Here is a 24,189-nt window from a genome sequence, read left to right as displayed (position 1 = left end):
ATCGAAATCCCCAACCTGCGCAGAATACATAGATGTCAGGTGACGTCTGGTTCGCAGTCAGAAACTGACGCCCCGCCGGCACCACGTGATGATGCTGCCAACGAGATGTTCTGATTGATCCGGCCGGTGCTTCGCTTTCGAAGACCGCGTGACAGAATCCCGCAGTGCCACTTCTTGGGCAGCTTGCGCAAGGCGAAATGTCCTTCATCGCTGGCTGAAGTCACCGCTGCGCATCGTGACGCATTCTCCGGATGTCATGGTGCCACTATGATCCGTAACATTTTCGCATAGTCAACAGCTCATTTGGTTGCAAATTTCGGATCGCAGAATTGCAGCATTTGACCGAAGGGCGAACCGAACAACCCACGGGCTTTCGATGTCGACGGCCATCGTTACGTTCTGGACGAAGCTCCCTCGATGTTGATGTGCGTTATTAACTTGCGTCAAATCGCATCCACCTGCGTTGATTTGCGCTCAATCAAACTTAACCGAGACGAGTGATAATGGCCGGTATTGAGCCTGCCGCGTGATTGGTTTGCAGTGTTTTGCCTCCGACAGATCGCAAGGGGCGTTATCCATGACATTCGTTTCGACGGTAAGTGAAGAGAGCCAGGATCGGGACGGGCGCATGCGCTTCATGCGCATCGATGCAGATTCCGGCGCGCTCCTGCGCGAATTCTGGATCTCGGTCGAGCACGCATTGCCGGATATCCTGGATGGATTCTATCGGCATGTATCGAGCGAGCCGCGGCTGGCCGCCTTGATCGGCAACGACATGCCGCGGCTGAAAAAAGCCCAGGGCTCGCACTGGGCCCGCCTCTTCAACGGCCGCTTCGATCACGACTACATGCATGGCGTCCGCATGATCGGGCTGATCCACAACAAGATCGGCCTCGAGCCGCGCTGGTATATCGGTGGCTACAATTTCGTTCTCTGCCGGTTGGTGGCCCTGGCCGTCAGCAAATATCGATGGACGCCGGCACGAATGATCGGCGTGCTCAACGCCCTCAATAGCGCGGTGATGCTGGACATGGACATCGCCATCTCCGCGTATCAAGAGGCGATGTTGGCGGACAGGCAGAAGCAGCAGGATAAGATCGCCGCGGCAATTTCCAGTTTCGACGGGCGGGCGAAGATCGTGCTGGAAAAGCTCGGAAGCGCGGCGGCCGGCCTGCAAGGCGTGGCCGATGAGCTCAGCGCGAGCGCCGAACGGTCGACCGGGCAATCCAGCGCCGTGGCCGCCGCCTCGGAAGAGGCCTCGACCAATGTGCAGGCGGTCGCAGCTTCAACTGAGGAGCTCGCCTCTTCGATCAAGGAGATCAGCCGTCAGGTCGCGGAATCGACCAGAATCGCCGGCCAGGCCGTCGATCAGGCCGCGCGTTCCGGTGCGGCGATCGAAGGCCTCACCAGGGCCGCTCAGAGGATCGGGGACGTCGTCGAGCTGATCAACACGATCGCGGGGCAGACCAATCTGCTTGCCCTGAATGCGACCATTGAGGCGGCGCGCGCCGGCGAGGCCGGCCGGGGCTTTGCGGTGGTCGCATCCGAAGTCAAGGCGCTGGCGGAGCAGACGGCGAAGGCGACCGGTGAGATCGGTCAGCAGGTCCTCTCGATTCAGGACGCGACCAAGGAGTCCGTCAGCGTCATTCGCCAGATCGGCTCGACCATAACGGCCGTCGACGAAATTGCGACCGCGATTGCGGCCGCGGTCGAACAACAGGGCGTGGCGACCGCCGAGATCTCCCGCAATATTCAGGAGGCGGCGCGGGGGACGCACGACGTGTCCAGCAACATCGGGGGTCTGAGCCACGCCGCGAGCAGGACCGGCATCACCGCGTCCGAGCTGCTGACCGCCTCCAGGGAGCTCTCGGGCCAGGCTGCCGGCCTGCGCTCCGAAGTCGAAGACTTCTTTGCCGCAATTCGGGTAGCCTGAACCCGGCAGAGCTGAGCAAGCGAAGGCGCAAGCCCCCCGTCGAACCTACCCCGCCGGCATCCGTGTCTCGACCAGGCGCACCCAGAACGAGGCGCCGTGGCCGAGGATGTTGTCGTTGAAGACATAGGCCGGGTGGTGGCAAGCCGGGCTGTCGCCCATGCCCACCAGCACCATGGCGCCGGGGCGCGCCTCGAGCATGAATGAGAAATCCTCCGCGCCCATCATCGGGATGATCTTGTCGTTGACACGCTCGGTGCCGACGATGTCGCGGGCGACGTCGGCGGCAAGGCCGGCTTCGCGCGCATGGTTCAGCGTCACCGGATACATCCGCGTGTATTTCGTCTCCGCCGAGCCGCCATAGGCCCGGGCGACACTCTCGGCGACTTCGCCGATCCGGCGCTCGACGAGATCGCGCACCTCAGGATCGAGCGTGCGAACGGTGCCGCTGAGCTCGGCGGTCTCGGGGATGATGTTGAAGGCCGTGCCGGCGTGGAATTGCGTGATCGAGATCACCGCCGACTGCAGGGGATTGACGTTGCGCGCGACGATCGACTGCAGCGCGCCCACGATCTGCGAGCCGATCAGCACGCTGTCGATCGCCCGGTGCGGGGTAGCGCCGGCATGGCCGCCCTTGCCGCGCACGGTGATGCTGATGTTGTCGGAGGAGGCCAGCAGCGGACCCGCCGTGGTCGCGAAATGGCCTTCGGCCAGGCCCGGCATGTTGTGCATGCCGTAGACCTCCTGGATATTCCAGCGCGTCATCAGGCCGTCCTCGATCATGGCCTTGCCGCCGCCGCCACCTTCCTCGGCGGGCTGGAAGATCACGACCGCTGAGCCGTCGAAATTGCGCGTCTCGGCGAGATACTTCGCAGCGCCCAGCAGCATCGCGGTGTGGCCGTCATGGCCGCAGGCGTGCATTTTGCCGGGAATTTTGGAGGCATAGGGCACATCGGCGGTTTCCATGATCGGTAGCGCATCCATGTCGGCGCGCAGGCCGATCGCCTTGCCGGAGCCGGATTTGCGGCCGCGGATCACGCCGACGACGCCGGTGCGGCCGATGCCCGTCACCACCTCGTCGCAGCCGAACGCACGCAATTTGTCGGCGACGATGCCGGCCGTACGGTGAACTTCGTAGAGCAATTCGGGATTCTCGTGGAAGTCGTGGCGCCAGGCGGCCATTTCGTCGGAGAGGGCGGCGATGCGATTGACGATCGGCATGAGGGGGTCCGTTTCTTGAGGGTTCTTTTGTCATTCCGGGACGATGCGTAGCATCGGCCCCGGAATCCGGAGATTGTCGCGCGAGATTCCGGGGTCACGCCGCGGCTGCCCCGGAATGACGGGAGGTTCAGCTCTCCCCGAACACGCGCCTGAAGATCGTGTCGACGTGCTTGAGGTGATAGCCGAGGTCGAACTGCTCCTCGATCTCCGCGTCCGAGAGATACCTCTTCACGTCCGCATCCTTCTTCAGGAGCTGGAGGAAGTCGCCTTCGCCGCGCCAGACCGGCATGGCGTTGCGCTGCACGAGCTTGTAGGAATCCTCGCGGCTTGCGCCCTTCTGGGTGAGCGCGAGCAGCACGCGCTGCGAATGCACGAGGCCGCCGAGGCGGTCGAGATTCTTCTGCATGTTGGCGGGGTAGACCAGGAGCTTGTCGATCAGGCCGGCAAGGCGCACCAGCGCGAAGTCGAGCGTCACGGTCGCGTCGGGGCCCATCATGCGCTCGGCCGAGGAGTGCGAGATGTCGCGCTCGTGCCAGAGCACGACGTTCTCCAGCGCCGGCGTCACATAGGCGCGCACCATGCGGGAGAGGCCGGTGAGATTCTCGGACAGCACCGGGTTGCGCTTGTGCGGCATGGCGGAGGAGCCCTTCTGTCCCTCCGAGAAGAACTCTTCGGCCTCCAGCACCTCGGTGCGCTGCATGTGGCGGATTTCCACCGCGATGCGCTCGATCGAGGAAGCGATCACGCCGAGCGTCGAGAAATACATCGCGTGGCGGTCGCGCGGGATGACCTGGGTCGAGATCGGCTCTGGCACGAGACCCATGGCCTTGGCGACATGCTCTTCGACGCGCGGATCGATCTGCGCGAAGGTGCCGACGGCGCCCGAGATGGCGCAGGTCGCCACCTCTTTGCGCGCCGCGATCAAGCGCTCCTTGGCACGCGTGAATTCGGCATAGGCATAAGCGAGCTTGAGGCCGAAGGTGACGGGCTCGGCATGGATGCCATGGCTGCGGCCGATGGTCGGCGTCATCTTGTGCTCGAAGGCGCGCTTCTTCAGCGCCGCCAGCACCTTGTCGAGGTCGGCGAGCAGGAGGTCGGCGGCGCGGGTGAGCTGGACGTTGAGGCAGGTGTCGAGCACGTCGGATGAGGTCATGCCCTGGTGCACGAAGCGCGCCTCGGGGCCGACGATCTCGGCGAGATGGGTGAGGAAGGCGATGACGTCGTGCTTGGTCTCGCGCTCGATCTCGTCGATGCGGGCGACGTCGAAGGTGGCGTCCTTGGCCTTGGCCCAGACCGTCCTGGCGGCCTCCTTGGGGATAGTGCCAAGCTCGGCAAGGGCGTCCGCTGCATGTGCCTCGATCTCGAACCAGATCTTGAACCGGGTCTGCGGCTCCCAGATCGAGGCCATTTCGGGACGAGTATAGCGCGGAATCATTAGACGGCTCCAGGAAGGTGGGCGGGCGCCCCGGAAGGAGACGCGACCTGCCAAAATGCTTTTTACGCCGTGATTTAACAGAGCGGACAGGGCGAAACAAACGATCTGGCTCTCTGGAGAGGGAGATCACCGAGCTATCCACCGGACTGGCCAGCCGCATTTGGCGGTAAAAAGGTAGCGAAATTGCAAATATTGGCTATCAATCACCGATCATTGACTGACAGATATTGAAATCTGTCATCGAGCCGTGTATATCCGTTTCCGGACGCTCCGGTTTGGGCGTTCCGCGGCGACCCGCCCGGGAGCCCGGGGTCCGAAACATCTGCGGATCGCGGGACGTAGTTCAGAGGTGGGACCGCGGTCGAATGGAGACTTAAGACAATGACGACCGAAATCATCAACTTGACCGGTACGATTGGGCATTGGCTCAATTTACTGGTCGCGCGCCAGATCGCGGCGCAGGCTGCAAAACTGCCTCATTAAGGCGAGAGCTTTCCGAAACGACCGGTCAAGGGCGCTTCGGTAAGCATCCTTCGCCGGAAGACCTTAGTCCTCTAGTGGGAACATGGTGCTGGCATGAACGAAGCCGTTGTTTTGACGCCGGAGCGAATCCTCGAAGTCACCGAGGACGTGTTGCGGCGCTACGGACTTGCCAAGGCCACCGTGGTGGACGTGGCCCGTGCGCTCGATGTGAGCCACGGCAGCGTCTATCGCCATTTCCCAAGCAAGGCCTCGCTGCGCGAGGCCGTTGCCAAACGTTGGCTGGATCGCATCGACGCGCCGCTGCTGGCGATCGCCAAGGAAGAGGGCCCTGCGCCTGACAGGCTCGACCGCTGGCTGCGCACACTGTTCGCTGCCAAGCGTTCGCGCGTGCTCGACGACCCCGAGATGTTCGAGACCTATCTGACGCTGGCGCGCGAGGCCTGCGCGGCGGTCAAGTGCCACAAGGACACGATGATCGATCAGATCGCGGCGATCCTGGCCGACGGCGTCAAGCAGGGCGTGTTCGCGGTTGACGACGTCAAGATGACGGCGCGCGCGCTGTTCGATGCCACCTGCCGCTTCCATCATCCGGCCCATGCCGACGAGTGGAAGGATGCCGAGCTTCCGGCGCGTGTGGACGCGACTCTCGCGCTGGTGCTGCGCGGATTGAAAGCTTAGACGACCCGACTAGCTCACCCTCTTGTTCTGAATCAGGGCACCGTCGCGAAGCGAGCGCGCGGACGAACTGTGCCTTCGCGGCTGAAAAGCACCGTCGACCGACGGCACGACCGGCGGGCGCTCCGGGTATGCGCTGACCGTGATTTCGACGGCATCCTTCGACCGCTTTCGCAGGCGGTGAAATGCCAATTCCTGATCCAGCATCGGACAGCAGAAATGGACGACCGCCGTATCAGGTAAGCGGCAAAGCTGGTCGATGAGGTCGCCTACGGTGATGATCGAAGGATGGTCGACTGTCTTGTGATGAGGCTTACTCATGGCGCGTGCTCCTCCACTCTGCCATTAACCTGACGTGGATGGTCTGCGTTCCAATAGGTTGAGCAGATTTAAGTGAGGCGCGGAATCCGGCCGTCCTGCTGCTAAATCCTGGTCAGCCCGCAACTCGCCGCCAGCCGCACGAGCTGCGCATCGGTGCGCGCACCGGTCTTGGTCTTGATCAGATAGTGATAGTTCTGCACCGTCTTGACGCTGAGATTGAGCTGCGCGGCGATCTGCTCGGTGGTGGCGCCGCCAGCGAACTGGCGCAGAATCTCGATCTCGCGCTCGCCCAATTGATCCAGCACGGATCCCGCCGACAGGCTGTCCTCGGCCAGCACATGGGCGATGTCGTCGCTCATGGCCCGCTCACCGCGCGCGACGCCGCGGATGGCGTTGACGACGGCAGAGGGCGCGCTGCTCTTGGTGACGAAACCGGAGGCGCCGGCATTGAAGGCGGCTTTCACCAGCACGGCCTCGTTGTGCATGGTGAAGACGAGGATCCGCGCCCGCGGACTGCGCGCGCGGATGTTGCGGATCGCCTCCAGCCCCGAGGCACCGGGCATCGAGATGTCCATCATGACGACGTCGGGGTCATGGGTCTTGAACGCGCCGTACGCATCCGCAGCGTTGTCGGCTTCCGCGACGACGTGGAGATCGCCCTGGCTTTCCAGCACGCGGCGGTAGCCCTGGCGGACGATCGGGTGATCGTCGACCAGCAGCACCGAGATGCCTGTTGCTGCGACCTCGCTCATGGCGGCCTCACGCGGCGAGTGGGATCGTCGCGGCGACGCTCAGCCCACACCGCGCGGGCAGGATCGACAGCGAGCCGCCGGCTGCGGTCACGCGCTCGCGGATGCCGGTGAGGCCGAACCCGGCCGACCGTTCCACCCGCGCCGCATCGCCGCCGCCATCGTCCTCGACGCGGATCAGCAGCGCATCGTCCTCGCCCGCGCGTCGCTCGACGCACAACGAGATCTCGCGCGCGGCACCGTGGCGCAGCGCGTTGGTCAGGCATTCCTGTGCGACGCGATAGGCGGTCGTGGCAGCCGGGCCGCTGATGTCGGTGAGATCGCCCTTGAGGTCGAGCTGGATCGTCGGCTGCGTCGCGCTTTGCGAGCGCCAGCTGTCGACGAGGTTGACGAGGCTTGCCTCCAGCCCAAGCTCCTCGGGCAGGGGATTGCGCAGGCGCTTCAGCGCGTCGCGCAGCGAGGCCATCAGATGATGCGTGGCCTGCGAGATCATGCGCGCATCCTGGGCGATGCCGTTGTCCCTGGTTTGCTGCGTGCCCGCCAACTCGATCGTGTTGGCGAAGGCCAGGATGGCGGAGAGATTTTGTCCGAATTCGTCATGCAGTTCGCGGGCGAGCGCGCGCCGTTCGTCGTCGCGGATCTCGATCAGGCGCCGCGTCAGCGCCGCGCGCTGCTCGGTCGCTTCTTCCAGCCGGCTGCCGAGCGCGTCGACGGCGCCTCCGATCATGGCAAGCTCCATGGAGCGGAAGCGTGGCAGTTTGGTGCGGTACTGGCCGCGCGCCATCCGTTGCAGGGCTGTCACGATGGCCCGTGCCGGCGCCAGCGTGTGCGCGATCGTGAGCGAAGCCAGTAGCGCGATGGCCGCCGCCATCAGCAGCGCGACGTCGATCACGTTCAGGATGTACTCCCAGGCGAGCGAGATGGAGGCCGCCTGATCCGGCGTCGCAACCACCGTTCCGGCCGTTGCGGCGCGGGGGCTGACGGGCCGCACCGCCTCGGCGTGGCTGCCGAGGAAAGTAGGAACGATGGACGCGAACCAGCGCGGCGGTGTCCGGCCGATCCCCTGGCTCTGGCCGCAGAGCGGTTTCTCGAACGCGGTGGCCGGCTGGAACTCGACGCAGACGCCGGGCGAGATCAGCTTCATCGTCTCCAGCGTCCGCCATTCCGGAACCGGCACGAGGTGCTCACGCATTCTGCTGCTGCGCAGCAAGAGTTCGTGCCAATACAGGCCCTGAAGCGCCTGCGCGACCCGTTGCGCGGATGCCGCGGTCGCCCGGTCGACGCTGCGATAGGCATCGAAAGTCGCCCACAGGGTCGCGGCGCCCAGGCACAGCGCAACGATGAGAAGCAGGCGGGCGACGAGCTGAAGCACGAGGCGCATGCGATCACCCCAAAGTTTGGTAAGCTCAGCCTAACAACGCCGCCGCGCCTTGCCAATTGCAGCGGTGGGCCGGATTGCAGCTCGGGCAAATTTCCCAAGCCGGATTGGGCATGGCTCTTTAGACCCGAAACGGCGGTTTTGATCTAATCGGGGTGGAATCGTTCGAGGTCAGGAGCAGCGCAGCATGAGTTCGATGACGATTGGACCGATCGCGACCGGCGCGACCGACCCATCCGAGCGCAGCGCGCTCCTGTTCTGGATGATCTTCACCGGGCTGTCGATCTTCGCCGTGGTGCTGTTGTGGCGGTTCGGCCTGATCCATCTGATGTTGACCTCGGACCGGACCTACATTTCGAGCGTGATCGCGGTGCTCTATATCCTGACCTGTGGTCATTGCTTCCTGCGGACACGGGCGATCGCCCGCGAAGGCGCGGCGGCGCGGCGCTGCCGGCTGGCGCTGGCGGCGCCCGACGGCAGCAAGGTGCTGGATGCGCGCGCGTCCGCACTGCCGCGCGGGCTGGTGCGCGATCATATCGAGAGCCTCGTCACCAAGGCCGCCGCGCAGGATTATCGTCCGGTCGACCAGACACTGTTGCTGCGCACGCTCGCCGACCGTCTGCGCGGGTCGAACGGGTTCGGCGCTTTCGTCTCCGATACGCTGATGAAGCTCGGCCTGCTCGGCACCATCATCGGCTTCATCATCATGCTGGCGCCGATCGCGGGGCTGGACGCGGCCGACAAGGTCGCGATGCGCTCCTCGATGGGCCTGATGAGCGACGGCATGGCGGTTGCGATGTACACGACCTTGGCGGGTCTCGTCGGTTCCATCCTGGTCCGGATCCAGTATTACATGCTCGATGCCGCCACCCAGCGCGTGTTCTCCGATGCCGTGGTGCTGACCGAGACCTATGTCACGCCGGTGCTGGAGCGCCAGGGCGCTAAAATCAACGGCGCTGGAATTAAAGGTGCCGGAACGCCGTCATGATGGACGATTTCGGCCTCTATCCGCGCGAGGAGCAGTTCGACCCGCTGGGCGTGATGCTGTTCAAGGCGCTCCAGGTGGTCGCCTTCCTGTTCTTCCTCGCGTTGCTCGCGGTCTCGCCCGACGCCAAGGAGGGCAAGATCGACTCCAAGGCCGAGTTCATGATCACGCTGGACTGGCCGGACAATCATCCTGATGATCTCGACCTGTTCGTGCAGGATCCCGCCGGCAACATCGCCTGGTATCGTCACCGCGAGGCCGGCTTCCTCACGCTCGATCGCGACGACAGGGGCGGGGCCAACGACTTCATCATGGTCGCCGGCAAGAAGATCGCCTCGCCCATCCGCGAGGAGATCGTCACGCTGCGGGGCATCGTCCCCGGCGAATACACCGTCAATGTCTCGCATTTCGTTGCCACCACCGGCGAGCCCGTGACGGCCAATGTGAAGGTACAGAAGCTCAATCCGACCGCGCAGGTCGTGTTCGACAACAAGTTCACGCTCGACCATACCGGCGACGAGAAGACCGCGGTGCGGTTCCGGCTCGACGCCGAGGGCAAGGTCATCGATGTGAGCCAGCGGCCGAAATCGCTGCTCGAGACCTTCCGCAGCACCTGGCGCAATGGCGCCGATCTCGACCCGAGGACCGGTGTGAGCAAGAACGCTGCGAGGGTGCGCCGTGACTAGTCTGCAGACGGTCATCCTCTCGCTGTCGGTTGCCTATGCCATGATCGGCGCGCTGCTGCTAATCGTGCTGGTCTATGCCCGGCTGCACTGGTCGCTGAAGGCGGTTGCGGTGATCGTGACCAGCGCCTTCTATGTCGTCAGCTTCTCGGAAATGCGCGGGCTACTCGGCTGGGCCAGCAGCGACCGGCTGCCTGATACCTTCAAGCTGCTCAAGGCGCGGATCGTCGAGCCGCATTCGTTGGAGGGCGATCCCGGCGCGATCTATCTGTGGGTCGAGGAACTCGACCAGGATCATCGCCCGAGCGGCATTCCACGCGCCTTCCGCGTTCCCTACAACGACAGTCTGGCCGACAAGACCCACGCGGCAGAGAACGAGATCGCGGCCGGCTATCCGCAGGGCGGCCGCGCGGCGGATTTCGGCGGCGGCGAGGGCAGCCTGATCGACATGGTCCGGGAGTATGTGACGCCCAAGGCCATCCTCGAGACCAGCGGCGGCGATTCCTCGACCGGTGAATTCAATGCCCCGCCGGCCGGCGCACAAGGCGCCGTCTTCACGCCGCTACCGCCCCCGCGGATGCCGCCCAAGGACGAGCAATAGGCTCTTCACCATTGCGGCAGCGCGGCGCTGGTCAACTGCCTTGCGCTGGCGCATCTTGTTGACCTCCCTCAAATTGGCTTTATCGGCGCCAATTAAGAATTTGAGGGTGGAGGGTGCGTGCTTCTCGCTGTCTTCTCGGATATCCACGGCAACCGGCAGGCGTTCGAGGCGTGCCTGAAGGTGGCCCGCGCCAGGGCTGCGGAGCGGTTCATTCTGCTCGGTGATTTCGTCGGCTATGGCGCCGACCCGGAATGGGTCGTTGATACCGCGATGGATCTGGTCGCCCATGGAGCCGTAGCCGTGCGGGGCAACCATGACGAGGCCGTCAACACGACGACGGAGAGCATGAACAACGACGCGCAGATTGCCATCGAGTGGACCCGCGGGCGCCTCGACGCAGCGCAGCGCCGCTTCCTGGCCGACCTGCCGATGCTTGTGGAGGACGGTGACCGTCTGTTCGTGCATGCGGAGGCCTCGAGCCCCAAGCGCTGGCACTACGTTCGTTCGACCGCCGATGCCGCCAGGAGCCTGATTGCAACCCCGTCCCATGTCACCTTTTGCGGCCACGTCCATCGGCCCGCGCTCTATTCGATGTCGGTGACGGCAAAGATGACGAGCTTCGTGCCCAAGACCGACGTCCCGGTCCAGCTCCTGCGCGGGCGGCAATGGCTGGCCGTGCTCGGCTCGGTCGGCCAGCCCCGCGATGGCGACCCATCGGCATCCTTCGTGCTGTTCGACACGGTCTCGTGCCAGATCACCTATTGCCGCGTGCCCTATGACATCGCGAGCGCGGCGAACAAGATCCGCGAGAACGGCCTGCCGCCCTGGCTCGCCGACCGGCTGTCTCAGGGGCGCTAGGTCGATGCCGAAATCCCTGGTCAAAGCAGGCGCCGAGATCGATGGCTATACGATCGGCGAATGTGTCCATGCCGGCGGCATGGCGACGCTATGGACTGTCACCCATCCCGGTATCGAGGCGCCGCTGCTGATGAAGGTCCCGCGGGCGTCGGAAGGCGAAGACCCCGCGGCGATCGTCTCCTTCGAGATGGAGATGATGATCCTGCCGCGGCTCGCAGGTCCCCACGTGCCGCGCTGCTACGGCACCGGCGATTTTGCGCGCCAGGCCTATGCCGTGATCGAGCGCATCCCGGGCGTCACGCTCTACAAGCGGCTGCCCGAGCTGCCGCTGCCCTACGAGGAGGCGCGCCTGCTGGTTGCGAAGATCGCGGCCGCGCTCGCCGATCTGCACCGGCAGGACGTGATCCATCACGACATCAAGCCGAGCAGTGTCATGTTCCGCGAGAGCGGCGATGCCGTGCTGATCGACTACGGCCTGTCGCACCACGACCATCTGCCCGATTTGTTGCAGGAGGAATTCCGCCTGCCTTACGGCACCGCGCCCTATATGGCGCCGGAGCGCCTTTTGGGCGTGCGCGACGATCCGCGCAGCGATCTGTTTTCGCTCGGGGTGCTGCTCTATTTCTTCACGACCGGCGAGCGTCCCTTCGGCGAGGGCGAGACGCTGCGCGCGATGCGCCGCCGGCTGTGGCGCGATCCGCATCCGCCGCGAAGCTTGCGCGCCGACTATCCGCCCTGGCTCCAGGAGGTGGTGTTGCGGTGCCTGGAGATCGAGCCGGTCCGGCGCTATCCGACCGCAACGCAACTCGCCTTCGATCTCGCTCACCCTGACCAGGTCAGGCTGACCGCGCGTTCGGAGCGGATGAAACGTGATCCCTGGAGCGTCGCGTGGCGGCGCCGCTTCAATCAGGACGTCAAGCAGCCGCGGGCTCAGTCGGATGTCGCCGAGCAGATCGCATCGAGCCCGATCCTTGCCGTGGCGCTCGATACGGCGGAGGGCGAGCCGGAGCTGAATGAAGCGCTGTGCGTGACCACGGAGCGGATCCTCGCCACGCTGCCGTCAGCGCGGCTTGCCTGCGTGAATGTCTTGAAGCTCAACCGCATCGCCATCGACAAGACGCTGGACGAGCAAGGCTCCAACAAGCATATCGATCGCCTTGTCTCGCTCCGGCATTGGGCGACGCCCTTGAAGCTCGACGAGAGCCGGCTGTCGGTGCACGTGCTGGAGGCCGTCGATCCCGCCTCTGCGCTGCTGGAATTCGCCGAGGCCAACCAGGTCGACCATGTCATCATCGGCGCGCGGCAGAGCTCGTTTCGGCGCACGTTGCTTGGCAGCGTCTCGGCCAAGGTCGCGGCGGAGGCGACCTGCACCGTCACCGTGGTGCGGCCGCCGCGGATGGCTGCGGCGAAACCAGACGCCGGCGTGGTGTGGGGCTAGGAAAGATCAGGCGGCGTGAGCGGTGTGGACCGCGCGCTTGCGGCGGATCGGCCAGGTGAACTGAGGATTGGGCCCGCTGTGGTCGGCATGGCCGCCGAAATACTGGATGATCTCGCGGCAGGGTTCGCAGGCAAAGAGGTTACGCGACGCGGCTGCCTTGGCCATTTCCTTGAGACAGTTGGGGCAGTGCGGTTTCATGGTTTCAATCCGAAAAAGAGACTCAGTGGCAGCGCTGGGATGCGAACGAATGATCGAGGTCTGAATTGTCGGGACCGGCATCGTCGTCGAGCGCGCCGTCGGCGCGCTCGAGGCGGCCGAAGAAAAAATCGAGGTTCGGATGCGGACGACGCGGGATGCGGCAGCGGCGCTTCGGCTGGCGCTTGATCAGGGCGATCTGCATGGCGTCAGGCCCGGTCTCGGCGGATCATACGGGCGGAGCGTGCAGGAACCTTCTCCGGTTCGGCCGATGGGCCAAACACAACGAACGCGGTGAAACCGATCCACAACGCCACGCCAGTCCAAATCAGGGTCGTCGTCATGATGTGCTCCCGTCAAAAGCAGGCAGCAGCCAGTAGCGGTGATTTGCGCGAATCAGTGAAGCCCGGATGAGTACGGATCGTGGTTGCAATTTTAGGCATTGCGCGCCGGGACTTCCGTAAAAGCCGCAGGTTTTCGCCGGTCGCGGAGTCCGGCGTCGCTCAGATCGCTTCGCCGCGGGCTCCGAGCGCGGCGTTGCGGATCGCTGCAATATTGTTCTTGTAGGCGTCCAGCGTGCCGCCCCTGAATACGGACGTGCCGGCGACGAACGCGTTGGCGCCGGCAGCAGCGAGCGCGGCCGCATTCTCGGGGCCGACGCCGCCGTCGACCTCGATGTCAACAGGCCGACCCGCCGTCATCGCTCTGATGTCGCGGACCTTGCCGATCGCGGAAGCAATGAAGGCCTGGCCGCCGAAGCCCGGATTGACCGACATCACCAGCACGAGGTCGACCAGGTCGAGCACGTATTCGAGTACGCTGATCGGCGTGCCCGGATTGAGCGAGACGCCAGCCTTCTTGCCGAGCGCGCGGATCGCCTGCAGTGAGCGGTGCAAATGGGGACCCGCCTCGGCATGGACGGTGATGTGATCGCAACCCGCCTTGGCGAAGGCTTCGAGATAGGGATCGCAGGGCGAGATCATCAGGTGCGCGTCGAAGGTCTTCTTGGTGTGCGGGCGCATCGCCTTGATGACGTCAGGGCCGTAGGAGATGTTGGGCACGAAGTGGCCGTCCATCACGTCGAGATGGATCCAGTCGGCGCCGGCCGCATCCACCGCACGGACCTCCTCGCCAAGCCTCGAGAAATCCGAGGCCAGGATCGAGGGCGCGATGGCCAGGGGGCGGTGGGCGAAGGCTTGGGTCATGGTGCTGTTTCCCGTGGCGGCCGAACGAGGATGGGTCACCGCCTAACATGGGCCCCCGTGGCGGGCAATGCAGGGGAGGCGCGCTTCCTGTGGGCGGAAATTTCTGCCGCGGCCGGCATGAATTGCCGGTGCTTCCCCGTCCTGCCGGTCAGGGCAGATGCGGATTTCATTGAACTTTTTGCGCTGGCACGTCGCTTGCTGATTGTCCTCCGGAACATCGGCCGCGGCGTGCCGCACTGGTTGGAGTTGTGCAATGTTGTTTGCCCTTGGCGCCGTCTCGAGCGCGCTCGACGCGATCCAGTCGCTGACGAATTCGAAATCGGCCTCGTCGACCCAGAAGACGGCATCGTCGCAGGGTGCGACCAATCCGTTCGCGATCGACAGCAGCAGCAACAGCACGTCCGGCGGCGCGGCCTCGTCGGTCAATGCGGGCAATCGCGCGCAGATCTCGCCGGAGACGATGAGCGCGCTGATCGCGGCGCAGAGTCAGTCATCGGACAGCGCCGGCGCCGCGACGACTTCGACCTCCTCGAGTTCGACATCGACGGGCCGGGACGCTGCGCTGAAGGATTTGTTCTCGCAGATCGATGCGGACGGCGACGGCAAGATCACCAAGTCCGAATTCGAGAACGCACTCGGTGCCGGCGGCACCAATCTGGCGCAGGCCGACGATGTGTTCTCGAAGCTGGATTCGAATTCCGACGGCAGCGTCAGCCTGGACGAGATGTCGAAGGCGCTGAAGAGCGGTCATCACGGCCGCCATGCCCAAGGTGCGAGCGGCTCGGGCGATACCTCCGGCGGCGGCGCGGATTCCTCGTCCTCGTCGAGCGGCGGATCGACATCGACCACGACGACCAATGCAGACGGCTCGACCACCACCACCGTCGCCTATGCCGACGGCTTCAAGATGTCGACGACCGTGCCGGGCGCCGCCAGTTCGTCAAATGCGAGCGGCGGCGGCAATTCGCCCTATGACTGGTTCGGCCAGATGATGCAGCGCCAGGCGCAGACCGCCGCGGCCTCCGCAGCCTCATCGATGTCGATGAGCGTGTAGGCCGCCTCCGCGGCTAGCCGGCATGTTCGTGCGTGATGTCACGATAGGCATAATGGTCACGGATTTCGCGGTTGAAGAATGCCCCTTTCGACTGTGCATTCCTGAATGCGGTGGCGACTTCGGGCGGAACATGCTCGTAGACGTAGAGACGGCCGCTGACGAAGCTGACCTTCAGCTCGCGACTGCCGGGGGCATAGCGAAAAAAGCGGATCACGGAAGAAGGCATATGACGGTGCACCTTTGCCTGTCAGACTAACGTCTGATCCGCCGTTTCGTTTCTAGCCGAACCGATCCTTCCATGCGGGCTGCGCGCCGGGAAACGGCAGCGCGGTGGCGCTGTAGACGCCGCGGGCGATGGCGCGGGCGACGACGTTGGCGGCGACCATGCCGAGCTCGGTCATGCCGACCACAGGATCGATCGGCTTCGCACCTGTCGCGGCGGCAAACAGTACGTCACCATCGGTCGGCGCATGGACGGGATAGATCGCCCGTGCAAAGCCAGTGTGCGCGATCATCGCCAGCCGTTTGGCCTGAGGCTTGGTCAGCACTGCATCGGTGACGACGACGCCGATCGTGGTGTTTTCGCGCTCGGTTGCGGCGGGGCCGCCCTTGACGCGCATCTTGAGCATGTCGTCCGTGAATTTGTCCGGCAGTCCGCGGCCGCCGAACTCGCTATTGACCTCGAACGGTGCCGCCCAGAACCACGGTCCATCGCCGACGGTGGCGCTGCCGACCGCGTTGACCGCGATGATCGCCGCGACGCTGATGCCATTGCCGGTGACTGATGACGCCGAGCCGAGCCCGCCCTTGAACGTCGCCGTGGTGGCACCAAAGCCAGCGCCGACGCTGCCGAGCGCAAACTCCGTCCCGGCGGCAGCAGCTGCGGCATAGCCGAGATCGCGATAGGGCGCGAAGCGGCCCCATGCCTTGTCGCCGCCGTTGAGCAGATCGAACAGGATTGCGCCCGGCACGATCGGGATCAGCGCCTCGCGCACACGGAAACCGCGGCCCTGCTCGGCGAGCCAGGCCTGGAGGCCGCCGCCGGTCTCGATGCCGAAGGCGGAGCCGCCGGACAGCGCGATTGCGTCGACCCGCTCGACGGTGCTCGCGGGATCGAGCAACGCGTCCTCGCGCGTGCCGGGGCCGCCGCCGCGGACGTCGATCGCGGCCACCGCCGGCTGGTCGAACACGATCGCGGTCGCGCCCGAGGCAAGCTTCGCATCGTGGGCATGACCGACGCGGACGCCGGCAATATCGGTGAGGAGGTTTTTCAAGGGCGATACTCCGTACGCTGCTTGGCTCAGCGATAGCGCACGTAAGCGGCCGGCTCAACTCGCCAGCGCCGTCCTCAGCATCTTGGCTAGCTCCGACTTGCGGTAGGGCTTGGCCAGCAACAGCACGCCGGAATCGAGCCGGCCATGATGGACGATGGCGTTTTCCGTGTAGCCGGAGGTGAACAGCGTCTTCAGATCCGGTCGCCGCCGCGCCGCCTCGTCGGCGAGCTGGCGGCCATTCATGTTGCCCGGCATGATGATGTCGGTGAAGAGCAGGTCGATGTCCTTGTCGGCATCGATGATGACGAGGGCTTCGGCCGCATTGGCGGCTTCGAGCGCGGCATAGCCGAGGCTCTTGACCTGGGTCACCACATACTGCCGCACCAGCGCGTCGTCCTCGACGATCAGGATCTTCTCGTTGCCGCCGGCGAGGGGGGCGTTCTGGAGCGCCTCGTATTCGGTTTCCTGCACGCCGGTGGATCGCGGCAGGTAGATCTTCACGCTCGTGCCGTGGCCTTCCTCGCTGTAGATCTTGATGTGGCCGCCGGACTGCTTGACGAAGCCGAACACCATGCTGAGGCCGAGGCCCGTGCCCTTGCCGACCTCCTTGGTGGTGAAGAAGGGGTCGAACACCCGCTCCAGCAGGGCTGCCGGAATGCCCGAGCCGGTGTCGCTGACCGCGATCATCACGTAATTGCCGGCGACGACATCGGGATTCATGCTGGCATAGCCGTCGTCGAGGAAGATGTTGCGGGTCTCCAGCACGAGCGTGCCGCCGTCGGGCATGGCGTCGCGCGCGTTCAGGGCGAGATTGAGGATCGCGGTGGAGAGCTGGCCCGGATCGACCAGAGCAGGCCAGGCATCCTCGGTGAGCTGCGGCATGATGGTGATCTGCTCGCCGAGCGTCGGGTGCAGCAGTTTGGCGGCCTCGAGCGTCAGCGCATTGACGTCGATCTCGCGCGGCTGAAGCGGCTGCTTGCGGGCAAAGGCGAGCAGATGCTTGGTCAGCTGCGCGCCGCGTTCGGCGGCGTCGTCGATCAGCTTGGTGATGGCGGCAAGCTCGGGCCGGTCGGCGACCGCGTCCGCCAGGATGCCGATCGTGCCGGTGATGACGGTGAGCACGTTGTTGAAATCGTGGGCGACGCCGCCGGTCAGCTGGCCGATGGAATCCATCTTCTGGACCTGCCGCAGCTGGGCCTCCGCGGCCTGCTTGTCGGTGAGATCGCGGCCGATGAAGAAATGCCGCTTCACCGGCTCCGACCATGTGCCCATCCAGTTCAGCGAGACCTCGTGGCCGTCATAGTGATAGTAGCGCGCCTCGAAGCTGCGCTTGATTGCGCCGCGCCGTGCCGCGCGCATCTCGCCTCGGGTCTTCTCGAGGTCGTCAGGATGGATGAACTCGGTCGCGCTGTGCCCGACCATGTCCTCCGGGTTGAAGCCGAGGATGTCCTTGACGCTCGGACTGACCTGGATGAAATTGCCGTAACCGTCGGTGACCAGGATCAGGTCCTGCGAGGTCTCGAAGATGCGCTGGCGCTCCTCGATCTCGCGGCGCAGCTTCTCCCGCGCCTGCTTTTCGTCGGTGATGTCATGGGCGATCTTGGATGCGCCGATGATCTGGCCGTTGTCCGATCGCAGCGGCGAGACGTTCAGGACGACGTCGATTGCACGGCCGTCCTTGCGGATGCGGACGGTTTCGTGCTGGGCGATCGACTCGTTGCCGCTGATACGGTTGAGAAGACCCCTGGCTTCGGCCTTCCGGTCCTCCGGGACCACGAGATAGATCGACTGGCCGATGGCTTCAGCGGCCGAATAGCCGAACAGGCGCTCAGCAGCCTTGTTCCAGCCCGTGATGACGCCGTCGAGCGACTCGGTGATGATGGCATCGTTGGAGGACTCGACCACCGCGCCGTAGAGCGCAAGACGCTTGCCGTAATAGTCGCGGTCGGACGCCGATTGTTCGCGTAAGCGGCCGACCAGGCCCATCGTGCTCGCCTGGAGGCGGACGTTCTCGATCAGGAGTACGGCGAGCACGAAGCTCGCGGCGCATAGGCCATAGAGCCGGCCGACGTAGAAGCCGAGATCATAGCGGGCGACATTGACGATGGCCGACAGAGCGATGTCGAACAGCCAGGCGCACATCGTGACCATCAACCAGATGTCGATCACCGTGTGCGGCTTGCGGAGCCACAGCGTGACCAAGGCCGCGAAACTCAGAGACCAGACGAACGACACCACGCCGATCATGGTGGCGGTGTAGCGACGGTCCCTCAGCAGAACCGGCAGCAGATCGTGCTGCGCGGTGACGATCCAGGCAATGATGATCATTGCGGCGATTACGCCGAGGACGACGAACATGATCGAGCGTCCGGTCGGCGCCGCGATCTTGTTGCCGCCGTTACCGTCCTTCAGCCATCCGTAGGCCAGCACGAACAACGGGAACCCGCCGTGCCAGATCATGTAGAGCCAGACGGTGGTCTGTGAGCCGGCGCCGAGCAGCCCGGTTGGAGCAAACAGTCCCGGGAAGGTGAGGGCGTGGGTCAACGCTGCCGCCGCCGTGAACAAATATCCGGTCGACAGCAGCAACAGCGCCCGGCTGCGCAGGACGGAGAATTGCGACAGCAGCAGAACCGCGGTGATGATGTCGCTGACGGCGAGCGCCGATTGGTAGCTGGCCACAAAGGCCGGCACCTGGGGCAGCGGGGTTCCCGCGAAGGGGACGGCCAGAGCGAACAGGATTGCGGAGATTCCGACAATCGCCAATGCTGCAGTGCGGTCGCTCTGCTTGGCCGGTAACGTCGAAAGGAATGTGCTTCGGTCGTTCTCTGCGTGCACGTTGACCTCTCGCTGGGTCGGCATGGGGCAGTCCACGTGACTTCGTTTGGCCGGCTGCCTTGACTTCCATGGTAGCCCGCTCCGGGCGCGTGTCCTGCGGGGATGCTCCGGCGACTCAACCGAGGGTTACAGCTTACTTAAGCTGAACGGGGAATCGGAATAGGGAATCGGTAAGATTGGCTTTACTGGACGGCCCCATACTGCCGCGGCACACCTCGTCGTTGAATTGAACCAATCAATGATACAAATCCGGGAGTTGTTCCCATGCCTCGTGTCCTCATTGTTGACGACCAGAAGGACGTGCGCGCCATGGTTTCGATCATCCTCCGGGTCAATCGCTATGACGTGGTTGAAGCGGATACGGGCGCGGCCGGCCTGAAAGCCTTCGGCGAGGGCGTCTTCGACGCGGCGATTGTCGACATTTTCCTGACCGACACCAGCGGTATCGAGATCATGGCCGCTATTCGCGAGCGAGCTCCCGGATTTCCGATCGTGGCCGTCTCAGGGATGACGGCGCTGGATTTCCTCGGCGAGGCGGCCGGCCTGGACGGCGTCATCTGCCTGCAAAAGCCGTTTCGGCCGAACGACCTGCTGCAAGCGCTCCGCAAGGCGCAGAGCGCGACCGGCGGCGAAGTCTCCGCAGCCGTCTGACCGTTCTGAAAGGAAAACGCCCCGGCGAGCCGGGGCGTTGACGATGATTTGGCGAAAAGGTCAGGCACGCTGTCTCAGGTGCCGTTGCCCTTGATCTCGGCGTAGCCGCCCTTGGCGTCCCACTTGTAGACGACGTAGTCGAGCTGCTTGATGTCACCCTTGGCGTCGTACTCGATCGGGCCGATCACGGTATCCCACTTGCCCGCCTTCATCGCTTCCATGACCTTCTTGGCGTCGGTGGTGCCGGCCTTCTTGGCGGCCTGCGACCAGACCTGCATCGCCGCGTAGGTGTAGAGCGTGTAGCCTTCGGGATCGATGTTCTTGGCCTTGAAGGCTTCGACGATCTTCTTCGCGGTCGGCTTCTCGCGCGGATCGGGACCGAAGGTGAACAGCGTGCCTTCGCCGGCGGGGCCGGTGATGGATGCGTATTCCTTGTCGGCGAGCGCGTCGCCGGCCATCAGGATCGTCTTGAGGCCCTGGTCGCGCATCTGGCGCAGGATCAAGCCGCTTTCCTGGTGATAACCGCCGACATAGACGAGATCGATGTTGTCGCGCTTCAAGCGCGAGACGATCGCGTTGAAGTCCTTGTCACCCTTGTTGTAGGACTCGGAGAGCTTCACGGTGATGCCGGCCTTGACCAGAGCCTTCTTGGTCTCGTCGGCGAGACCTTTGCCGTAGGTGGTCTTGTCGTCGAGAACCGCGATGTTCTTGCCCTTGAAGTTCTTGGCGATGTACTGCGCCGCGATCAGGCCCTGCTGATCGTCACGGCCGCAGACGCGTGCCACGTTCCAGAGCTTGCGCTCGGTGAAGAGCGGGTTGGTCGAGGCCGGCGTGATCTCGAGCACGTTGCCGTCGGCATAGGCTTCGGACGCGGGAATCGAGGATGACGAGCAATAGTGCCCCGCCACGAACGGGATCTTCGCGCTCGCGATCTTCTCGGCGACCGAGCGGGCCTGCTTCGGATCGCAGGCATCGTCCTCGACGTCGAGCGCGAGCTTCTTGCCGTTGACGCCGCCGGCGGCGTTGATGTCGGTGACCGCCATCTCGGCGCCGTTCTTCATCTGACGGCCGAAGGCGGACTCGCCGCCGGTCATCGGGCCTGCGACTGCGATGGTGACATCCTGCGCGAATGCCGCGCTCGACAGCGCGATCGACGCGCCGAATGCCAGACCGATGAGCTTCAGTGATTTCATGAGATACCTCGCGGGTGATCGCCTGTGGAAGTTGCCGGGCTCGCCCGGTTCAAACCGGCGCCATTCTTGAATGAATCTGGCGAGAAGTCACCGGCAAAATACGGGCATTCGCTCAGATATCTCGCCGCATTCGGACGCACGCGGCCGGTATCCGGGCCGCCTCAGCCGTGCCGGCCGCCTTCGAGATAGGCGGCGCGAATCTCCGGGCGCTGCAACAACTCCGCCCCGGTTCCGGCCAGCGTGATCAGACCATTGACCATGACGTAGCCGCGGTGGGCGAGCTTGAGCGCGTGGTTGGCGTTCTGCTCGACGATCAGGACGGTCAGACCGTCCTGCCGGTTCAGGGTGCGGATCGCATCGAAGATCTGCCGGGCGATCAGCGGGGCGAGCCCAAGCGAGGGTTCGTCGAGTAGCAGCAGCCGCGGGCGGCTCATCAGGGCTCGGCCGATCGCCAGCATCTGCTGCTCGCCTCCGGACAGCGTGCCGCCGCGCTGGGCGTAGCGCTCCTTCAGCCGCGGAAACAGCGTGAACACGCGCTCCAACGTCGCCTCGCGCTCCGCATCCGTGCACGCGGTGGCATCCGCGCCCATCTGGAGGTTTTCCGCCACGCTCATGCGCGGGAAGATGCGGCGGCCTTCTGGCGACTGCGCGATGCGCAAATGCGCGATCTGGTGGGTGGGCACGCCGGTGATGTCGCGGCCTTCATACAGGATCTGGCCCGAGCGGGCGCGCGGCTTGCCGAAGATCGTCATCATCAACGTCGACTTGCCGGCGCCGTTGGCGCCGATCAGGGCGACGATCTCGCCGGGATTGATCTCGACGTCGACGCCCTTCAGCGCCTCGATCTTGCCATAGGCGGCGCGCAAGGACCGGATCGCGAGCAGGGGAGTAGCAGATGTCACGATCCGCTCTCCATCACGGCCGCAGCCTCTTCCTCGTCGGTGCCGAGATAGGCGGCGATCACCTTTGGATCATCGCGCACGTGTTGCGGCGTGCCTTGCGCGATCTTCACGCCATGGTCCATCACCACGATGTGGTCGGAGATCTCCATCACCACCGACATGTCGTGCTCGATCAGCAGGATCGAGGTGCCGAGCTCGTCGCGGATCGAGAGCAGGAGCTCGCTGAGCGCAGCGCTTTCGCGCGCATTGAGACCGGCGGCAGGCTCGTCCAGGCACAGCAGCGCGGGCCCGGTGCACATTGCGCGGGCGATCTCGAGCCGGCGCTGGTCGCCATAGGCGAGATTGCCGGCAGCGTCGTCGGCGCGGTCGAGCAGATTGATCCGCTTGAGCCAGTCGGTGGCGAGCGCGATCGCCTGCTTCTCGGCGTCGCGATAGGTGGGGACGCCGATCAGGCCGAGAATCGTGAAGCCCGATGCGCGCATCAAGGCGTTGTGCTGCGCCACCATCAGGTTCTCCAGCGCCGTCATGCCGGGAAACAGGCGGATGTTCTGAAAGGTGCGGGCGACCTTGGCCTGCTTGGCGATGCGAAAGTCGTTGAGCCGCTCCAGCGCGATCTGCCGGCCGTCGTCGGGGGTGAGGCGGATGGCGCCGCCGCTCGGCTTGTAGAAGCCTGTGATGCAGTTGAAGACGGTGGTCTTGCCGGCTCCATTCGGCCCGATCAGCGCGGTGATCTTCTTTCGCTCGGCCGCAAACGACAGGTCCTGCACGGCGACGATGCCGCCGAAGCGCATGGTGAGCCGGTCGACGCTGAGAATTGTCTGGCCGCTCATCCGTGGCCCTCCTTGACGAGGTCGGAGGAGATGGCCTGCGCCTTGGTCAGATAGACGGTCGGCGCACGATGGCCGATGATGCCGCGCGGCCGCCAGATCATGATCAGCACCATCGCCATGCCGAACACCAGCATGCGGTAGGTCTCGAGGCTCCGAAACAGCTCGAAGCCGCCGATCATGGCGAGGGCCGCGAGCGCCACGCCGAGCTGCGAGCCCATGCCGCCGAGCACGACGATCGCCAGCACCAGGGCCGATTCCTGGAAAGTGAAGGATTCCGGACTGATGAAGCCCTGGCGTGTCGCGAAGAACGCACCGGCGAAGCCACCGAACATGGCTCCGGTCGCGAATGCCGTGAGCTTGGTGGTCGTGGTGTTGATGCCGAGCGCGCGACAGGCGACTTCGTCCTCGCGCAAGGCTTCCCAGGCGCGGCCGATCGGCAGGCGGCGGAGGCGGATCGTCACCCAGTTGGTGAGCAGCGCCAGCGCCAGGATCAGGTAGAACAGGAACACGATGCGATGGGTCGGCGAGTATTCGATGCCGAGTTTTGCTGCGAGCCCGTCGTCGCTGTTGTCGAGCGGGATGCCGAAAAAGGAGGGCCGCGGAATGCCGGACACGCCGTTGGGGCCGCCGGTCAGATCCTGCCAGTTGATGATGACGAGGCGGATGATCTCGCCGAAGGCGAGCGTGACGATCGCAAGATAGTCGCCGCGCAGGCGTAGCACGGGAAATCCGAGCAGCACGCCCCAGAAGGCGGCAAGGATGCCGGCCAGAGGCAGGCAGATCCAGAACGACCAGCCGAAATTGGTGGCGAGCAAGCCGTAGGAATAGGCGCCGACCGCGTAGAAGGCGACGTAGCCGAGATCGAGCAGGCCCGCCAGGCCAACCACCACGTTGAGGCCCCAGCCCAGCATCACATAGGTGAGCACGAGGATCGCGAGGTCGAGGATGTAGCGCTGGTTATAGAAGATCACGGGCACCAGCAGCGTGAAGATCAGGAGCGCTGGTGCAAGATAGCGGCCGACGAATGACGCGCCCCTCTGCACGGCAGGCGGCACCAGCTTCTCGGCGCCGGTCGGGCCGATCCATTGCCGCAGCAGCTCGATCACGATCGAGCCGCCGAATACTGCGGCGACGAGCGAAGCGAGGTCGCCGAAGCGCGTCCAGTAGGTGAGCTGGCCGTCGGAGCCCGCCTCGGTTCGGATGCCGACCATCAGCGAGAACAGCACCAGCGCGATCAGGGCGTTGATGCAGGCGGTCTTCAGGAGAAAGGGAATGCCGGCGGTGCGACTTGCG

At 64.7% G+C, this 24,189-nt stretch carries 25 protein-coding genes; 9 read left to right on the top strand and 16 right to left on the bottom strand.

Annotated elements, in window-relative coordinates; all coding sequences use genetic code 11:
* Positions 1-577: 577 nt before the first annotated feature.
* Positions 578-1,933 carry a globin-coupled sensor protein gene (locus G8O24_RS00675; RefSeq protein ID WP_188095507.1) on the top strand — a complete coding sequence of 452 codons (1,356 nt, stop codon included), beginning with the start codon at positions 578-580 and terminating at the stop codon, positions 1,931-1,933.
* Positions 1,934-1,978: 45 nt separating this feature from the next.
* Here G8O24_RS00675 and G8O24_RS00670 read toward each other — a convergent pair whose 3' ends face one another.
* Together G8O24_RS00670 and purB are read right to left on the bottom strand one after the other, a co-directional pair.
* Positions 1,979-3,151 (bottom strand): M20 aminoacylase family protein, encoded by a 1,173-nt coding sequence (locus tag G8O24_RS00670; RefSeq protein WP_188095505.1) that lies wholly within the window; start codon positions 3,149-3,151, stop codon positions 1,979-1,981.
* Positions 3,152-3,278: 127 nt separating this feature from the next.
* Positions 3,279-4,586 (bottom strand): adenylosuccinate lyase, encoded by a 1,308-nt coding sequence (purB, locus tag G8O24_RS00665; RefSeq protein ID WP_188095503.1) that lies wholly within the window; start codon positions 4,584-4,586, stop codon positions 3,279-3,281.
* 576 nt (positions 4,587-5,162) lie between these two features.
* Between purB and G8O24_RS00660 the strand changes: the two genes are divergently transcribed.
* Positions 5,163-5,747, top strand: a complete 585-nt coding sequence (locus tag G8O24_RS00660) for a TetR/AcrR family transcriptional regulator (RefSeq protein WP_188095501.1) — start codon at positions 5,163-5,165, stop codon at positions 5,745-5,747.
* A gap of 9 nt (positions 5,748-5,756) precedes the next feature.
* Here the strand turns inward: G8O24_RS00660 and G8O24_RS00655 are convergent, their stop codons facing one another.
* The 3 genes from G8O24_RS00655 to G8O24_RS00645 form a co-directional block, all read right to left on the bottom strand.
* The gene (locus G8O24_RS00655) at positions 5,757-6,065 is read right to left on the bottom strand and encodes a hypothetical protein (protein WP_188095500.1); all 309 of its coding nucleotides are present in this window, start codon (positions 6,063-6,065) and stop codon (positions 5,757-5,759) included.
* Between the two features lie 101 nt (positions 6,066-6,166).
* Complete coding sequence (locus G8O24_RS00650; RefSeq protein WP_188095498.1) at positions 6,167-6,817, bottom strand: response regulator; 651 nt, start codon at positions 6,815-6,817, stop codon at positions 6,167-6,169.
* Between the two features lie 7 nt (positions 6,818-6,824).
* The gene (locus G8O24_RS00645; RefSeq protein WP_188095496.1) at positions 6,825-8,195 is read right to left on the bottom strand and encodes a sensor histidine kinase; all 1,371 of its coding nucleotides are present in this window, start codon (positions 8,193-8,195) and stop codon (positions 6,825-6,827) included.
* 184 nt (positions 8,196-8,379) lie between these two features.
* On the opposite strand from G8O24_RS00645, the gene G8O24_RS00640 reads away from it, so the two are divergent.
* From G8O24_RS00640 to G8O24_RS00620, 5 genes are all read left to right on the top strand, one after another.
* Positions 8,380-9,180, top strand: a complete 801-nt coding sequence (locus G8O24_RS00640) for a MotA/TolQ/ExbB proton channel family protein (RefSeq protein WP_188095494.1) — start codon at positions 8,380-8,382, stop codon at positions 9,178-9,180.
* Positions 9,177-9,863 carry a DUF2135 domain-containing protein gene (locus G8O24_RS00635; RefSeq protein WP_188095492.1) on the top strand — a complete coding sequence of 229 codons (687 nt, stop codon included), beginning with the start codon at positions 9,177-9,179 and terminating at the stop codon, positions 9,861-9,863. The genes G8O24_RS00640 and G8O24_RS00635 overlap by 4 nt, the downstream gene beginning before the upstream one ends.
* Entirely contained in the window at positions 9,856-10,461 is a 606-nt protein-coding gene (locus G8O24_RS00630; RefSeq protein ID WP_188095490.1) for a hypothetical protein, read from the top strand. Before G8O24_RS00635 ends, G8O24_RS00630 begins: the two co-directional genes overlap by 8 nt.
* 117 nt (positions 10,462-10,578) lie before the next feature.
* On the top strand, positions 10,579-11,319 hold the full coding sequence (locus G8O24_RS00625) for a metallophosphoesterase family protein (protein ID WP_188095488.1): 741 nt from the start codon (positions 10,579-10,581) through the stop codon (positions 11,317-11,319).
* Between the two features lie 4 nt (positions 11,320-11,323).
* Entirely contained in the window at positions 11,324-12,757 is a 1,434-nt protein-coding gene (locus tag G8O24_RS00620; RefSeq protein WP_188095486.1) for a serine/threonine protein kinase, read from the top strand.
* Between the two features lie 6 nt (positions 12,758-12,763).
* Here the strand turns inward: G8O24_RS00620 and G8O24_RS00615 are convergent, their stop codons facing one another.
* The 4 genes from G8O24_RS00615 to rpe form a co-directional block, all read right to left on the bottom strand.
* Entirely contained in the window at positions 12,764-12,955 is a 192-nt protein-coding gene (locus G8O24_RS00615; RefSeq protein ID WP_188095484.1) for a hypothetical protein, read from the bottom strand.
* A 22-nt stretch (positions 12,956-12,977) separates the two neighbouring features.
* Complete coding sequence (locus G8O24_RS00610; RefSeq protein WP_188095482.1) at positions 12,978-13,157, bottom strand: hypothetical protein; 180 nt, start codon at positions 13,155-13,157, stop codon at positions 12,978-12,980.
* A gap of 4 nt (positions 13,158-13,161) precedes the next feature.
* The gene (locus G8O24_RS45030; protein ID WP_283815463.1) at positions 13,162-13,296 is read right to left on the bottom strand and encodes a hypothetical protein; all 135 of its coding nucleotides are present in this window, start codon (positions 13,294-13,296) and stop codon (positions 13,162-13,164) included.
* A 159-nt stretch (positions 13,297-13,455) separates the two neighbouring features.
* Positions 13,456-14,157 carry a ribulose-phosphate 3-epimerase gene (gene rpe / locus G8O24_RS00605; RefSeq protein WP_188095480.1) on the bottom strand — a complete coding sequence of 234 codons (702 nt, stop codon included), beginning with the start codon at positions 14,155-14,157 and terminating at the stop codon, positions 13,456-13,458.
* A gap of 253 nt (positions 14,158-14,410) precedes the next feature.
* On the opposite strand from rpe, the gene G8O24_RS00600 reads away from it, so the two are divergent.
* Positions 14,411-15,211, top strand: coding sequence for an EF-hand domain-containing protein (locus G8O24_RS00600; protein ID WP_188095478.1), 801 nt, complete (start codon positions 14,411-14,413; stop codon positions 15,209-15,211).
* Positions 15,212-15,224: 13 nt separating this feature from the next.
* On the opposite strand, the gene G8O24_RS00595 is transcribed toward G8O24_RS00600, so the two are convergent.
* From G8O24_RS00595 to G8O24_RS00585, 3 genes are read right to left on the bottom strand one after another with little or no spacing between them, the layout of a single operon-like run.
* Positions 15,225-15,437 (bottom strand): KTSC domain-containing protein, encoded by a 213-nt coding sequence (locus G8O24_RS00595; protein ID WP_188095476.1) that lies wholly within the window; start codon positions 15,435-15,437, stop codon positions 15,225-15,227.
* Positions 15,438-15,489: 52 nt separating this feature from the next.
* Entirely contained in the window at positions 15,490-16,485 is a 996-nt protein-coding gene (locus tag G8O24_RS00590; RefSeq protein ID WP_188095474.1) for a P1 family peptidase, read from the bottom strand.
* A 54-nt stretch (positions 16,486-16,539) separates the two neighbouring features.
* Positions 16,540-19,344: a PAS domain S-box protein gene (locus tag G8O24_RS00585; RefSeq protein ID WP_188095472.1), complete on the bottom strand. Its 2,805-nt coding sequence runs from the start codon at positions 19,342-19,344 to the stop codon at positions 16,540-16,542.
* A 240-nt stretch (positions 19,345-19,584) separates the two neighbouring features.
* Between G8O24_RS00585 and G8O24_RS00580 the strand changes: the two genes are divergently transcribed.
* Complete coding sequence (locus G8O24_RS00580) at positions 19,585-19,971, top strand: response regulator (protein ID WP_188095470.1); 387 nt, start codon at positions 19,585-19,587, stop codon at positions 19,969-19,971.
* Positions 19,972-20,045: 74 nt separating this feature from the next.
* On the opposite strand, the gene G8O24_RS00575 is transcribed toward G8O24_RS00580, so the two are convergent.
* From G8O24_RS00575 to livM, 4 genes are all read right to left on the bottom strand, one after another.
* The gene (locus G8O24_RS00575) at positions 20,046-21,164 is read right to left on the bottom strand and encodes a branched-chain amino acid ABC transporter substrate-binding protein (RefSeq protein ID WP_188095468.1); all 1,119 of its coding nucleotides are present in this window, start codon (positions 21,162-21,164) and stop codon (positions 20,046-20,048) included.
* 161 nt (positions 21,165-21,325) lie between these two features.
* Positions 21,326-22,066 carry an ABC transporter ATP-binding protein gene (locus tag G8O24_RS00570; protein WP_188095466.1) on the bottom strand — a complete coding sequence of 247 codons (741 nt, stop codon included), beginning with the start codon at positions 22,064-22,066 and terminating at the stop codon, positions 21,326-21,328.
* A complete protein-coding gene (locus G8O24_RS00565; RefSeq protein WP_188095464.1) occupies positions 22,063-22,896 on the bottom strand; it encodes an ABC transporter ATP-binding protein in 834 nt (277 codons plus the stop codon). Before G8O24_RS00565 ends, G8O24_RS00570 begins: the two co-directional genes overlap by 4 nt.
* Positions 22,893-24,170: a high-affinity branched-chain amino acid ABC transporter permease LivM gene (gene livM / locus G8O24_RS00560; RefSeq protein WP_376708123.1), complete on the bottom strand. Its 1,278-nt coding sequence runs from the start codon at positions 24,168-24,170 to the stop codon at positions 22,893-22,895. The genes G8O24_RS00565 and livM overlap by 4 nt, the downstream gene beginning before the upstream one ends.
* Positions 24,171-24,189: the final 19 nt, after the last annotated feature.

The sequence above is a fragment of the Bradyrhizobium campsiandrae genome, assembly GCF_014529705.1.
GTDB lineage: Bacteria > Pseudomonadota > Alphaproteobacteria > Rhizobiales > Xanthobacteraceae > Bradyrhizobium > Bradyrhizobium campsiandrae.
Note: the sequence above shows the minus strand (reverse complement) of the source record. Positions and strands in the feature narration are given on the sequence as shown.